This window comes from Streptomyces erythrochromogenes (assembly GCF_036170895.1).
Classification (GTDB): Bacteria; Actinomycetota; Actinomycetes; order Streptomycetales; family Streptomycetaceae; genus Streptomyces; species Streptomyces erythrochromogenes.
On the sequence record NZ_CP108036.1, the window covers coordinates 5,202,579 to 5,215,715 of the forward strand.

Below are 13,137 nucleotides of genomic sequence, written 5' to 3' on the forward strand. Positions count from 1 at the left end.
GGGGACGCTCTCAGGGTTCGTTCGGGGACGGTCTCAGGGGTCGGGACCATACAACTCCCGCACGACGGTGCATAGTCTGGGCGCATGAGTGACGAGCGGCCGGAGAAGCCGTTGCCGGAGTTGAGGGCGTCGGATGCCGACCGGGACCGGGTGGTGGAGCGTCTTCGGGACGCCGTCGCCGAGGGCCGGCTCGACATGGAGGAGTTCGAGGAGCGGCTGGAGGCGGCGTACAAGTCCCGTACGTACGCGGAGCTGGAACCCCTGACGGCCGACCTGCCGGCGGCCACGGGTGCGGCGGCGGCCGCGCCGGCGGCGGTGCCGTCCGGCTCCGCCTGGCCGGGCCGGATCGGCGGGACGGGCTCGTCGTCGCTGGCCGTCGCGGTTATGTCGGGCTTCCAGCGCAAGGGCCGGTGGACGGTCCCGGCGCGCTTCGACGCGGTGGCGTTCTGGGGCGGTGGCGAGCTGGACCTGCGCGAGGCGGACTTCGCGCAGCGCGAGGTGGTGATCAACTGCGTCGCGATCATGGGCGGCATCGAGATCACGGTGCCGCCGGGGGTGGACGTGGACGTACGGGGCTTCGGCTTCATGGGCGCCTTCGACCAGCGCGACAGCCCGGGCCCGACGGAGCCGGGTGCTCCGCGGGTGGTGGTGACGGGCTTCGCCTTCTGGGGCGGCGTGGAAGTCAAAATCAAGAAGCCCAAACGCCCGCTGGACGGCCCGTCCCTCCGCAAGGAGCTCTAACCCTCCGGGTGCCCTTCGGCTCCCGCCGGGGTGGCCGGGTTGTGGCGGGGTGGGTTCGGCGCGGCCGGGTGGAACGGTTCGGCTCCGGCCGGGTTGGGCGGTTTGCGTGGGGCCGGATGGGTCGGGTGGGGCGGTGCCCCGCCGGAGTGTCTCCTCGGCTCGGCGCGTGCCAGGTGGCTCCCGCCGGGGTGGCCGGGTTGTGGCGGGGTGGGTTCGGCGCGGCGGGGTGGAACGGTTCGGCTCCGGCCGGGTTGGGCGGTTTGCGTGGGGCTGGGTGGGTCGGGTGGGGGCGGTGCCCCGCCGGAGTGTCTCCTCGGCTCGGCGCGTGCGGGGTGTCTCGGCGAGGCGGCCTGGGTCGCGCGCTCGTCCTGCGGGGACACTCCGCCGTGTCCCCACCCCACGCCGGCGATCCGGTACTCCTGCCCGTGCAGGGGGATACGCCCGTACTGCGCGCTCCGGGCCGGCACGGATGGCGCCCCGGAACCGGGTTCGTACTGCTGGAGCGGGGACGGGGAGGGGTGTCCCCGCAGGACGAGCGCGCAACCACCCCGCACAACCGAGAAGTGCCCGCCTGGCGCGAGCCGAGGAGACACCCCTCCGCGGCACCGCGACCCGCCCGCACCGAGCCCGGATCCCGCCCCGGCATCCCGCCCCGCGCGAGCGGCAAGGCGGCGGTCGGGGCGGGCCCGCAGCCCCAGGCGTACCCCGCCGCGCAGCGGCATCGCCGGGGGCTGGGCCCACCCGACCTGCTACCCCCGCGGGAGCGGAGAGGCGGGGCCGGGAGGCCCCCGGTGTACCCCAGCCGCGGAGCGGCATCGCCGGGGGCGGGCCCACCCGAACCGCTACCCCCGCGGGAGCGGAAGGGCGTGGCGGGAACTCCACCGGCCTCCCAGGAGTCGGATGCTATGCAGACAAAACCGGCGCCCCCGGGGGAAGGCAGGAGCACGTGGACAACCGCAGCACAGCTGGAGGCACAGCCGGCGGCACGGCCAGCGGCACGCCCGGAGGCGCCGCCCCGCCCGCGCCACCACCGCCATCGCCCCCCACCCGCGGAGCGTTCGTGTTCAACGCCGCCGACGAGGAGCGCCGCCGCGGCGTCCGCCGGATGAAGGCCATCGCGACCGGCCTGCTGCTCCTGGTCGCGCTGGTGTACGTACTGGCCAAGTACGCCCAGCACGCCTGGGGCGCCGGCGGCTGGGCCGGCTACGTGGCCGCCGCCGCGGAGGCCGGCATGGTCGGCGCGCTCGCGGACTGGTTCGCCGTCACCGCCCTCTTCAAGCGGCCGCTCGGCCTGCCCATCCCGCACACCGCGATCATCCCGACCAAGAAGGACCAGCTCGGCGTCACCCTCGGCGAGTTCGTCGGCGAGAACTTCCTCTCCTCCGACGTGGTCCGGGCCCGCCTCCACTCCCTCGGCATCGGCGGCCGCCTCGGCGCCTGGCTGGCGGAGCCCGCGCACGCCGACCGCGTCACGGCCGAACTGGCCACGGCCCTGCGCGGCGCGCTGACCGTCCTGCGCGACTCCGACGTCCAGGCCGTGGTCGGCGAGGCCATCACCCGGCGCGCCGAGACCGCCGAGATCGCGCCGGGCATCGGCAAGACCCTGCAGAAGGTCGTCGCCGACGGCGGTCACCGCCGCGGCGTCGACCTCATCTGCGCCAAGGCGCACGACTGGCTGGTCACCCACGGGGACTCGATCACGGACGCCGTCCAGGGCGGAGCCCCCGGTTGGACCCCGCGGTTCGTGGACCGCAAGGTCGGGGAGCGCGTCTACAAGGAGCTGCTCCGCTTCGTCACGGAGATGCGGGACATGCCCGAGCATCCGGCGCGCGCGGCGGTGGACCGCTTCCTGCGGGACTTCGCGGCCGACCTCCAGTCGGACACGGCGACGCGCGCGAAGGTGGAACGCCTGAAGTCCGAGATCCTGGCCCGCGACGAGGTCCAGGACGTCATCGCCTCCGCCTGGGCCGCGATCCGTTCGATGATCATCTCGGCGGCGGAGGACGAGCAGAGCGAGCTGCGCCTGCGGGTCCGCGCCTCGCTGATGTCCCTGGGCGCGCGCCTGGCAACCGACGGGCGCCTCCAGGCGAAGGTGGAGGGCTGGATCGAGGGGGCGGTCGTCTACGTGGTCACCACCTACCGGAGGGAGATCACCTCGCTGATCACCGACACGGTGGCGGCCTGGGACGCCGAGCACACCTCCCGCAAGATCGAGGCCCACATCGGCCGCGACCTGCAGTTCATCCGTATCAACGGCACGGTTGTCGGCGCCCTGGCGGGCCTGCTGATCTACACGGTCTCCCGCGCCTTCGGCGCGTAGGGCGTGCCGGCGGACCTCGGGAGCGGCAGTTCCAGCTGGGCGTGTCCGCGGGCCGTGACCTCCGGCGGGGCGGGGCGGGCTGCGCCCAGGGCGAGGAGCGCGCGCAGGGCGGCGATCAGGTCCGCCGGCTCCTCCCGCAGGATCCCGGGCGTCGTGCTGACCACCAGGACGCCCCGGGCTTCCATGCGCAGTCTCCGGCGCAGCGTGGCCTGCCAGGAGTCGCGCGTGTAGTGGTACTCCGCGGAGTCGATCTCCAGCGCCACGCCCTCCTCGGGCCAGTACGCGTCGGGGCTGGCGAGGAAGGACCCGTCGGGTCCGTGGAGCCGGACGTTCCAGAGCGGGGCGGGCAGGTCCGTGGCCGACAGGGCGTCGCGGGCGCGGCCCTCGGCGATCGACCGGACCCCGGCGACCAGTTCGGCGGCCGCCGTGCGGACGGCCGGGCGGTGCCGGACCCGGCCCGCGCGCAGCTCGGCGTGCAGGTCGTGCGGGTGGCACCAGCCGCCCTGGACGACGTTCGCGAGGACGGAGCGTACGAGGTCCGGGTCGTCGGTGCGGGCGGCGAAGTCGGTGGCCGCGCGGACGGGGCGGGTGCTGGGTACCCCGGCGATGGTGATGGTGGCGGGCCAGCGGGCGGTCGAGGCGGGCCGGACGCGGCCGGTGGCCGCGACCGACCGCGGGGCGCGGACGAGGACGTCCAGGGGTTCGGGCGGCGCGTCGCGGATGCCGAGGAGCGCGAGGGCGGCGCCGCCGGTGAGCGCGCAGGCGGTCCCGGAGAGCGGGTCCGCGGCGGGCGGGGCGGCGTACAGGACGGCGGAGAGGGCCTGCTGCCGGGTGTCGGGTGGGCCGGTCTGCAGGAGGTACACCCGGGGGAGGAGCCGCTGCCAGGGTCCTCCGCGGCGGCTGCGGCCGCTGATGGTGGCGGCCGGGATGCCGGCCTGCCGGAGCTGGTGGTGGGTGGCCATGTTCAGCTGGCGCTGGGCGATACGAGTGATCATGCCCCCGGTATGCCCGGTGGCGGGCGGCCGACGCTCAGGCCGAAGGGTGGTTCGGGGCGAGGAAGACGACGACGCCGTTCTCCGTGCCGGGCAGCGGCTTGACCTCGTGCCAGCCGAGCCGGTGGTAGGTGGCCACGGTGTCGGTGGCCACCCGGGCGGTCAGCAGCCAGGCCCGGTCGTCCGGGGCGTCGGCGGTGATCTCGGCCAGCAGGGCGCGCCCGGTGCCGTGCCCGCGCGCGTGCGGGCGTACGGCGAGTTCGTCGATCTCCAGGGCGCCGATGAGCAGCTCCCGTACGCGCTGTCGGCCGAGCTGTGCGGCGACCTGTCCGTAGGCCCGGCCCGTGGGGAAGGCGCGGGGGGTCAGCCAGGCGGTGGCGAATCCGTCGACGCCGAGGGACGACTGCGCGAAGGCGGTGCGGAAGCCGGTGCGGCGGCTGTCGGCCTGCAGTCGGACGGCGAACTGGCGAATGGTTTCTTCATCTTCGTTCCACGGCGGGGCGGAGAAGACCTCGCCATAGGCGTCGGCCAGTTCGTCCGTGAGGTCGAGGACGGCCGGTCCGTAACAGATCACGTTTGCAGCTCCTTGGGCCGGCTTGGGTGCCTTGGGTCGGATCGCCCCTATCGAAGACCGAATCTACGCCCGGTGCGTTCCCTGGAGGGGAGGTCCGCAGATCCGGAGGGTGTGCGACAAATCCGACTTCCGTACGGTGTCGTGGGCCACCCGTATCGGCCCGCCCGGCCCGGCGTTGAGCCCGGTGTGCGCAACAACCTCCTGAGCAGAGCCCTGATGGGCATCGCCGCATGCGCGGTGGCGTTCTTCGTGATCCTGGGGGTCATGGCGGTGCTTCCGCGGGCCCTCCAGGACGCGCTGCCCGACAACGTCCTGGGCGGGGCCGCCGTCGTGCTGGCGGTGGCGGCCGCGCGCCGGTTCGCCCGCCGGGCGCGTTAGCCTCGTTCGGTGACGTTCGAACGGCAGGAGGCCCTCACGATGGCGCAGTTCCCCACATCGGTCGTAGCCGCAGGCGGCCTCGTCGGCGGTTACGCCGCCGCCCGCTGGACCGGCAAGCGGCCCCTCGGCGGCGCGGTCCTCGCGGCGGCCGGCACCCTCGCCGCCCGCGAGTGGCACCGCCGCACGTCGCCGACGACGACGGCGCTGCTGGGCGCGGCCTACATCGCCGCGTTCGCGGGCTCGCACCCCCTGGCGAAGAGGATCGGCGCCTGGCCGGCGGTCTTCACGGCGGCAGCCGCAATGGCCGCCACGACCTACGCCACGGCGGACCGCTTGCCCGCCGAAGCCTGAGCCATCTTCGGGACTCTCGCGGTGGAAGGCGTACATGAGCAGCGGGTGCGGGTTCACCATCAGAGCCTCAGCGCGCGGGAGGCGCCACCGCCTGCTGTCTGCTCAGCGCAACCTTGCGTGCGACCGCGTCCGGGGACTCGTGTTCCCAGAACCGCAGCACCGTCCACCCGGAGTTCTCCAGGTGGGTGGTCGTTTCGCGGTCTCTGGACATGTTCTTCTCGAGTTTGACCCGCCACCATTCGGCATTGGCCTTTGGTCGCGTCGCATGCTCGGGGCAGCCGTGCCAGAAGCACCCGTCGAGAAAGACGGCGATCCTCGCGCGGGTGAAGGCGATGTCGATCGTTCGGCGGCGCATGCCTGGTACTGGCAGATTCACGCGATAGCGCAGCCCGGCCGCGTGAAGGAGACGGCGAACCGCAACCTCCTGCGTGGTGTCGCGCGAGGCCTGTCGGCTCATGCGCGCCGAGACAGCGGCGGAGGAAGGGACGGCACCAGGCGTGCACGCATGATGCCAGTCCCCTCGGACACGCGATCAGGTGGTTCCGTGGTGCTCCACGTGCGGCGGTCCGAGGGGCCGGCGAGCCGACTGACGGTCAGGATGTACGGCCTGAATCTCTGTTCGGCCGCACGGTGGATGCCACGCGATCATTCCCCGGCTAGCGGGCCGCTTCGCGCTGGATGGTCTTCCCCGTGGCCTCTTCGACGAGCTGGATGACGATCTCCAGTCGCTCGTCCAAGAACGTCGTGTAGTCGTCGTTCAGGAGCCCACTGGCCTGCTGACTCGCGATGGCATGAGATGCCAGTACGTCCGTCAGTCGCTGCTCGCCGTAGGCGGCCTTCATCTTCTCTACGTAAATGCTCGGTGCGTGGCTCGCGATGATTCGATTCGTCTCCCCGTCGATGAGGGAGCGGTTGAGCATCAGTTCGGAGCTCTCAGTACCTTGCTGCTTGGCCAGGTAGGCCTTCGGGAAGATGTGGTGCGACTCGGCTTCCAGCGCGCGACTGTTCGTCATGCTTTGGCCGGTGTGGAAGTCGGCTGCCTTGTTCTTGACGAGCAGGCAGATGAGCCCCGAGTAGAGGGCCTTGCGTCGTACCGTCGCCGCGCGCAACGTGGCTGCGTTGATGTGCAACTCGTCGATCGCTTCGGGAGCATCGCCCCCGCCGCCAGTGATCCACTGTGACAGCCGCGAATAGTCGGCCCCCATCTGGCTGTTGGCGCCCTGGTCGTAGTTGGTGGTGAAGGTACTCGCCCAGAAGAACCGCTGGAGCCGGCGGAGCGCCTGGGAGCGTTCCAGGGGCTTCAGGTCCTTCTGCTTGTCCCACACGGCGGCCATGGGGGTGAGCAGCATTCCGTAGGGGAGCCACTTCTGAGAGGTGACGCCGCAATCCGACTGGAGCATGTCGATCACGCCGGCGAAGCCTGCGGTCGCGCTCTCCCAGTGAGCCTTGATGTCGTCCCCGGTCAGCTTCTTGAGCACGTCCGAGCGCTGGGCGCTTCCGCGAACGCGCAGGCAGATGGCCTGGAGCACGTTGTACGGATCGATGCGGAAGTCCTTGAGGGCCCTGTGATTCGCCTCGGCTTCGTCCCACAGGTCCCGGAGGTTCACTCCTTGGGGGAAGAATCGTGCCGTGAGGAGCTCGAAGGGACCAAGGGGTTTGCCCGTTCGGTTCAGCGTCTCGAAGATGGTGCAGACGGCGTCCATGGAAGTCGAACTGGGGAGTGTGAGGACGGGAAGTCCGTAGGTCTTCAGAGGGCTGATGTATTTGTCGCGCATCTCCCGGTACAGGCTCTTCGCTTCCTTCGCGGTGAGTGGTATGCCCGGGTCGTTCTCGATGGTGTCGGCGTAGTCGTCCAGCCAGTCGTCGAACTGGTGGACTTCGGCTATGGGGAGGTGGGACGGCTTCAGCGACTGAGCGCGACGCCCGGTCTTCGTTATGGCGGGCATGGAGAAGATCGCCTGCTCGAAGTCCACGTCCGGCACCTCGCGGACGCTCCGTGACGGGATGTCGACGAACTCGTCGACCTTGATGAAGTACCGCTCGTCACCCGATCCCGTCAGCGCCTGATAGAGCGACGTGAGTCGCTGTTGCCCGTCGAGGACCAGAACCGAAGGCGGCTTGACGGATGTGCTCGGAGCGCCGTCGAAGCTCCGACTGGCGAAGGCCTCCCCCTCTCCCTGCTCCCAGAAGAGGAGGGTTCCCACGGGGTAGCGCGACATGATGGAGCCGAGGAGTTCAGCTGTGCGCGTGGAATCCCATACGAAATCGCGTTGAAAATCGGGGAGGGCGATCTCCTGGCTCTGAATGCGCGTCACGATATTCAGGACCTGAAGCGGATTGGTCTGGAATATCGGGTCCGACTCGTATGCGCTGGTCATGGATTCCTTTGCGGTGAAAACGGACTACGGGCTGGTTGGCGCCCGGTGTTAGTTGCTGACTCTGTGGCACTCCGAGTACGGCTTGCCCGAGGTGCACCAGCAGGGGGCCGTGGGGGTGGGGGGCCAGGGGGTGGCCTTGCCGCGGGCCGCGAGGGTCGTGGCGTATTCGGCCAGGAGGCTGGGGGAGGCCGGGGAGGTCTTCTCGGAGGCCGCGAAGGCCTCGTACGAGGGGACGCTCGCCGTGACGATGCCGAGGTTGGTGGTGCCCGAGGCGGCCAGGGCGCGCAGGGAGGTCTCGATCTCCCGCAGGTGGGCCTCGTGCGAGGCGTACTCCGAGCCGAGCGTCGGGTAGCTGGTCAGCAGCTCGGACAGTTCGCGCTGGGGCCAGTGGAGGATCGCCACCGGGAACGGGCGGGACAGGGCCGCGCGGCGGTCGCCCAGTTCGGCGCGCAGGCGGGCGATCTCGGCGCGCAGTTCGGCGGGGTCGTCGGAGCCCAGGGCCCAGATGCGCTTCGGGTCGTGGAGCTCGTCGAGCGGGATCGGGCCGATGTGGCGGGTGTCGGCGACCATGTCCCAGTCGTCGTGCGGGCGCCCCAGGAGCCGGCGCACGCGGTGGCGGCCCGTCAGGAGGGCGGTCGTGGCCGGGGTGAGCGGGGTCGAGTCCGCGATCAGGAGGGTGGTGGCCTGGGTGAAGCAGTCCTCCGAGGCCTCCAACTCGTCGTGGGCCTCCAGGGCTTCCGCGATGACCTCCCACGGAGCCGGGTCCTTGGGGGAGGCGGCGCGGATGCCCGCGATGAGGGCGCGGGCCTCGGCCTCGTGGCCGTACTCCCAGAGGTTCGCCGCCTGAAGGGCCTTGATCAGGTGGGGGTCGGACGGTGAGGAGGACAGGAGCTGGTCGTACAGGGCGCTCGCCCGGTCCCGTTCGTCGGCCAGTTCGAGGTGGGCCGCGGCCTGGAGGAGCAAGGGCTCCTGGTCCTCGGGGTAGCGGGTCGCCGTGCGGATGAGGCGCTCGGCTTCGGCGATGTGCTCGGCAGGCGTGTCGGGGCGCATGGTTCACACCGTACTGCTGCTGGTCAGTTGACGGGGGAGGACTTAGGGTGCCGCCCGTGCGGGATCACATACCTGTGGTGGTTCAGGGGAGGGGCCGGCGGGCGCGCCGGGCCGGTCTCGTGGGGGTCCTGTGGGCGAGCGCCGAGCTGACCGTCACCGTGGGCGTGGTGGTGTTGTTGCTGGTGGTGCACCAGGTGTGGTGGACCAACCGGCAGGCCGCCGCCGCGGCGCAGGAGCAGGTCCGGTCCCTGGAGCAGGCCTGGGACCAGGAGCGGGCCCGGGCCCTCGAGCGGGCCTCGGGAGATGATCCGCCCTCCTCCGGTGTTCCTGCTTCTTCGCCCGTTCCTTCCCCTCCCTCCGCGCCCGCGCCGGTTCCTTCCGAGGCCGCGGCCGCGCCCCGGCCACGCGCCGAGCCGTCGGGGGCGTACGCCGTCCTGCGCATCCCGCGTCTCGGCCTCGTCGTCCCCGTCGCGCAGGGCATCGACAAGCGGGCCGTCCTCGACAAGGGGTACGTGGGGCAGTACCCCGGGACCGCCGGGCCCGGGGCGCAGGGGAACTTCGCGCTGGCCGGGCACCGCAACACCCACGGCGAGCCGTTCCGGTACATCAACCGGCTGCGGGCGGGCGACGAGCTGATCGTCGACATGCGGGGGCGCAGGTACACGTACGTGGTGGGGAAGGTCCTCAGCGAGACGACCGAGCGGGACACCGGGGTGATCGCGCCGGTGCCGCGGAGCGTGGTGAAGCCGGAGCACGGGTACGGCGAACCCGGCGCCTACATCACCCTGACCACCTGCACGCCCGAGTACAGCTCGAAGTACCGGCTGGTGGTCTGGGGGACCCTCAGGCCGTGACCGCGCTCCGCCGTTGTCGGTGGTGCCGGTTACCATCGATCGAGAACAGCGTATGGAGAGGGGGAGGTTCGCGTGGATCGGTCACGACGCTTCGACGTCACGTTCACCCGGATCGCCCGGGCCCTCTCCGTGCTGCTCCCGCTGGTGCTGGTCGGGGGAGCCCTCGGCCTGTTCGCCGGGGAGAGCGGGCTGGGCGCCGTGGTGGTCGCCCTCGCCGCGACCGTCGCCGCCGTCTCCGTGGGCGCCGAGGCCCTGGCCGCCGCCGCACGGCTCGTACGGCCCGTGCCGCCGCACCGCATACGCACCGCGATCCGTGATCGCGAGCAGCGCACGGCGTTCCTGCCTCAGCGCGATCCCGATGCCTCGGGCCGGTCGCGGCCCAGGGCGCCCGGCCGTCTCGTCCCGACGGCCGCGTAGGGGCGCGCAGTACTTCTCGCCTTCTGCTGACCGATCACTGTTGTCGCCCCTCGTGGGTCGTCACGCCGAAATGCACGTTCTTTCGACGTTCGACGAGTCCCTTCGGAGGGCCCACGTGTCCGTTTTCACCCACCTTGTTGCTGAGCTGGGCCGGCTTCTGGAGCCGGTGCTGGCCGAGTCCGCGACCGCTGCCGCGATCGTGCTGTTCACCGTGCTCGTACGGCTCGCCCTCCACCCGCTGAGCAGGGCCGCCTTCCGCGGTGCGACTCCGGTGGCCGGCTGCCTGCCGCTGCTGCTCCAGCTGCCGGTGTTCTTCCTCATGTACCAGGCGTTCACCTCGGGGAACGAGCTGCTGAGCCACCGGCTGTTCGCCGCGCCGCTGGGGTCCCGGTGGACCGACGCGCTCGGGGAGGGCGGCCTGTTCGGGGCGCAGGGGTCGGTGTTCCTCGCGCTGTTCGGGGCGATCGCGGTGGTGGCCGCGTAGAGTGCCGTGCGCGGGCGCCGGTCGGCGGCTGCGGCCGCGGCAGCCGCTGCCGCGGCCCCGAAGAAGCCGGCGAAGCCGGTGAAGCCGGTGAAGAAGGGGGGCGCCGGTGCCGGTGCTGCGGCCGCCGGTCTGCCCGAGTTGAGTGCCGAGCAGCAGGAGGCCATGCGCAAGCTGGGCGGCGTACTGCCCCTGCTGTCCTTCGGGACGCTGATCACCGCCGCCGTCGTGCCGCTGGCCGCCGGGCTCTACCTGCTCACCACCACCGCCTGGTCGGTGGCGGAGCGGGTCTGGCTCGAGCACCGCAAGGCGCGCGTCGCGGCACGCGCCGCCACCGACCGGCCGGCCGACGGAGCAGTGCGTTCCAGCCTGTGAACAGGGTCTTGCGGATGGGGTGGACATCTTGGAGGATCGACCAATCCTCCGATGGCCGCAACCCATCGTCCGGCCCGGGGCATGCCCATGGGCCGACCACCCACGACCACGGGAGAATGCCCATGAAGCTGCTGCGTGTCGGACCGGTCGGGTCGGAGCGCCCCGCGCTGCTCGGCCAGGACGGGACCCTGCGGGACCTGTCCGGCCTGATCACGGATGTGAACGGCGCGCTGCTCGCCGACGACTCCGCGCTGTCCCGGGTACGGGACGCGGCCGAGTCCGGTGAGCTTCCGGTCCTGGACGCCGAAGGGCTGCGCATCGGGGCGCCGGTCGGCCGCATCGGCAAGATCGTGGGCATCGGGCTGAACTACTTCGGGCACGCGGCGGAGATCGGCGCGGAGCCGCCGGCCGAGCCGATCCTCTTCCTGAAAGCCGCGGACACCGTGGTCGGCCCCGACGACACCGTCCTGATCCCGCGCGGCAGCGTGAAGACCGACTGGGAGGCCGAGCTCGGCGTCGTCATCGGCAGCACCGCCCGCTACCTGGACTCCGCGGAGCAGGGCCTGGCGCACGTCGCCGGCTACCTGGCGGTCAACGACGTCTCGGAGCGCGAGTTCCAGATCGAGCGCGGCGGCACCTGGGACAAGGGCAAGAACTGCGAGACCTTCACCCCGCTCGGCCCGTGGCTGGTCACCGCCGACGAGATCCCGGACCCGCAGGTCCTGGACGTGAAACTGTGGGTCGACGGCGAGCTCAAGCAGGACGGCAACACCGCTGACCAGATCTTCCCGGTCGGCGAGGTCGTCCGGTACCTGAGCCGGTTCATGACCCTGTACCCGGGTGACGTCATCGTCACGGGCACGCCGGCCGGTGTGGCGATGGGCCAGCCGGAGCCGAAGCCGTACCTGAGGGCCGGCGACGTCGTGGAGCTGGAGATCGAGGGGCTCGGCCGTCAGCGCCAGGAGTTCAAGAGCGCGTAGCCGCCGCAGTGCAGGAGAAGGAACAGCAGGAGTGAGGGACGGGTGGGGCTGCCATCGCGGCGGCCCCGCCCGTTCCGCATGCGCGCGCCGGGGACGTCACGCGGTCCCGGGCTCGGTCGCGACGGGAAGTTCCACCGCCACGCCCTCCTGGGACGACATGCGGGCCGCCTCCAGTACGTCGAGGCAGCGCGCGGCCTCGTGCGCCGTGACCGGGGCCGGCCCGCCCGTACGCAGGGCGTCCGCCACCGCCGCGTAGTACGCCGGGTAGTCGCCCTGCTCGGTCGGCACCGGGGCCCCGCCGCCGGTCAGCGGGGACTCGCCCGAGCCCACCCGCCCCCACAGGTGCGGGGGTTCCTCGCCCCAGGGCAGCCGCCCGTCCGGCCGCAGCCCCTCGCGCAGGGCGCCCTCCTGCGGGTCCAGGCCGTACTTCACGTAGCCGGCCCGCGAGCCGAGCACGCGGAACCGCGGTCCGAGCTGGGCGGTGGTCGCGCTGACGTAGAGGTGGGAGCGGACCCCGCTGGCGTGGGTGAGGGCGATGAAGGTGTCGTCGTCCGTCTCGGCGCCCGGGCGGCGCACGTCGGTCTCCGCGTAGACCCGTACGGCGGGCCCGAACAGTACGAGCGCCTGGTCCACGACGTGGCTGCCGAGGTCGTACAGCAGACCGCCGATCTCCTCCGGGGCGCCCGACTCGCGCCAGCCGCCCTTCAGCTGCGGGCGCCAGCGCTCGAAGCGGGACTCGAAGCGCTGGATCTCGCCGAGTTCGTCGCCGGCGAGGAGGCGGCGCAGGGTGAGGAAGTCGTTGTCCCAGCGGCGGTTCTGGAAGACGGAGAGGAAGGTTCCGCGCCGGTCCGCCAGGGCGGCGAGCGCCCGGGCCTCGGCGGCGGTGGCGGCGAGCGGCTTGTCCACGACCACCGGGATGCCGGCTTCGAGGGCGATGGTGGCGAGCGGGACGTGCGTCTTGTTGGGCGAGGCGACCACGACGAGGTCGAGGTCGCGCTCCCACAGCTCGTCGGCCGTGGGGACGGTGCGGACGTCGGGGAACTCCGCGCGGGCCTGGGCCTGCCGGGCCGGGTCGGAGGTGACGACCGTGTCGAGGACGAGTCCGTCCGTGGCGGCCACGAGGGGGGCGTGGAAGACGGAACCGGCGAGTCCGTAGCCGATGACGCCGACGCGAAGTGGTGCAGTGGAGGCGGGGGTGCTCATGGGGACCACTTTGGCAACAGTGTTGCCGAAGTGCAAGGAAGGT

At 72.0% G+C, this 13,137-nt stretch carries 11 protein-coding genes and 3 pseudogenes; 8 read left to right on the plus strand and 6 right to left on the minus strand.

The annotated features are described in order from the left end of the window. Positions 1–84 precede the first annotated feature (84 nt). Positions 85–702: pseudogene (locus OHA91_RS23815) on the plus strand (DUF1707 SHOCT-like domain-containing protein); the annotation flags it as partial. A 985-nt stretch (positions 703–1,687) separates the two neighbouring features. Next, on the plus strand, positions 1,688–3,061 hold the full coding sequence (locus OHA91_RS23820) for a DUF445 domain-containing protein (protein WP_078959012.1): 1,374 nt from the start codon (positions 1,688–1,690) through the stop codon (positions 3,059–3,061). Here OHA91_RS23820 and OHA91_RS23825 read toward each other — a convergent pair. Together OHA91_RS23825 and OHA91_RS23830 are read right to left on the minus strand one after the other, a co-directional pair. After that, positions 3,031–4,056, minus strand: coding sequence for a hypothetical protein (locus OHA91_RS23825; protein ID WP_266500877.1), 1,026 nt, complete (start codon positions 4,054–4,056; stop codon positions 3,031–3,033). The genes OHA91_RS23820 and OHA91_RS23825 overlap by 31 nt on opposite strands. 34 nt (positions 4,057–4,090) lie before the next feature. Further along, a complete protein-coding gene (locus tag OHA91_RS23830; RefSeq protein ID WP_245239956.1) occupies positions 4,091–4,627 on the minus strand; it encodes a GNAT family N-acetyltransferase in 537 nt (178 codons plus the stop codon). A gap of 186 nt (positions 4,628–4,813) precedes the next feature. On the opposite strand from OHA91_RS23830, the gene OHA91_RS23835 reads away from it, so the two are divergent. Both OHA91_RS23835 and OHA91_RS23840 read left to right on the plus strand, forming a co-directional pair. Then, entirely contained in the window at positions 4,814–5,005 is a 192-nt protein-coding gene (locus OHA91_RS23835) for a hypothetical protein (protein WP_031145231.1), read from the plus strand. Between the two features lie 39 nt (positions 5,006–5,044). Beyond that, on the plus strand, positions 5,045–5,356 hold the full coding sequence (locus OHA91_RS23840) for a hypothetical protein (protein ID WP_328741166.1): 312 nt from the start codon (positions 5,045–5,047) through the stop codon (positions 5,354–5,356). A 67-nt stretch (positions 5,357–5,423) separates the two neighbouring features. Here the strand turns inward: OHA91_RS23840 and OHA91_RS23845 are convergent. The 3 genes and pseudogenes from OHA91_RS23845 to OHA91_RS23855 all read right to left on the minus strand — a co-directional run. Further along, a pseudogene (locus OHA91_RS23845) lies at positions 5,424–5,843 on the minus strand (very short patch repair endonuclease); the annotation flags it as partial. A gap of 169 nt (positions 5,844–6,012) precedes the next feature. Then, positions 6,013–7,734: a GmrSD restriction endonuclease domain-containing protein gene (locus tag OHA91_RS23850; RefSeq protein ID WP_031145237.1), complete on the minus strand. Its 1,722-nt coding sequence runs from the start codon at positions 7,732–7,734 to the stop codon at positions 6,013–6,015. Between the two features lie 48 nt (positions 7,735–7,782). After that, the gene (locus OHA91_RS23855) at positions 7,783–8,784 is read right to left on the minus strand and encodes a tetratricopeptide repeat protein (protein ID WP_328739972.1); all 1,002 of its coding nucleotides are present in this window, start codon (positions 8,782–8,784) and stop codon (positions 7,783–7,785) included. Between the two features lie 74 nt (positions 8,785–8,858). Here OHA91_RS23855 and OHA91_RS23860 point away from each other — a divergent pair, with 74 nt between their 5' ends. The 4 genes and pseudogenes from OHA91_RS23860 (at position 8,859) to OHA91_RS23875 (ending at position 11,891) form a co-directional block, all read left to right on the plus strand. Continuing rightward, a complete protein-coding gene (locus tag OHA91_RS23860) occupies positions 8,859–9,638 on the plus strand; it encodes a class E sortase (protein WP_328739973.1) in 780 nt (259 codons plus the stop codon). A 147-nt stretch (positions 9,639–9,785) separates the two neighbouring features. Then, positions 9,786–10,055, plus strand: coding sequence for a DUF6412 domain-containing protein (locus OHA91_RS23865; RefSeq protein WP_276566561.1), 270 nt, complete (start codon positions 9,786–9,788; stop codon positions 10,053–10,055). Positions 10,056–10,170: 115 nt separating this feature from the next. Next, positions 10,171–10,911 (plus strand): annotated as a pseudogene (locus tag OHA91_RS23870) (YidC/Oxa1 family membrane protein insertase). A 122-nt stretch (positions 10,912–11,033) separates the two neighbouring features. After that, entirely contained in the window at positions 11,034–11,891 is an 858-nt protein-coding gene (locus tag OHA91_RS23875) for a fumarylacetoacetate hydrolase family protein (RefSeq protein WP_266500893.1), read from the plus strand. 96 nt (positions 11,892–11,987) lie between these two features. Here the strand turns inward: OHA91_RS23875 and OHA91_RS23880 are convergent, their stop codons facing one another. Beyond that, positions 11,988–13,094 (minus strand): Gfo/Idh/MocA family oxidoreductase, encoded by a 1,107-nt coding sequence (locus OHA91_RS23880; RefSeq protein WP_328739974.1) that lies wholly within the window; start codon positions 13,092–13,094, stop codon positions 11,988–11,990. Positions 13,095–13,137: the final 43 nt, after the last annotated feature.

What these genes read in the sequence shown, in the direction of transcription:
- OHA91_RS23840 (WP_328741166.1), top strand. Translation starts at nt 5,045, where the DNA reads ATGGCGCAGTTCCCCACATCGGTCGTAGCCGCAGGCGGCCTCGTCGGC.
- OHA91_RS23880 (WP_328739974.1), bottom strand. Translation starts at nt 13,094, where the DNA reads ATGAGCACCCCCGCCTCCACTGCACCACTTCGCGTCGGCGTCATCGGC.
- OHA91_RS23875 (WP_266500893.1), top strand. Translation starts at nt 11,034, where the DNA reads ATGAAGCTGCTGCGTGTCGGACCGGTCGGGTCGGAGCGCCCCGCGCTG.
- OHA91_RS23850 (WP_031145237.1), bottom strand. Translation starts at nt 7,734, where the DNA reads ATGACCAGCGCATACGAGTCGGACCCGATATTCCAGACCAATCCGCTT.
- OHA91_RS23855 (WP_328739972.1), bottom strand. Translation starts at nt 8,784, where the DNA reads ATGCGCCCCGACACGCCTGCCGAGCACATCGCCGAAGCCGAGCGCCTC.
- OHA91_RS23825 (WP_266500877.1), bottom strand. Translation starts at nt 4,056, where the DNA reads ATGATCACTCGTATCGCCCAGCGCCAGCTGAACATGGCCACCCACCAC.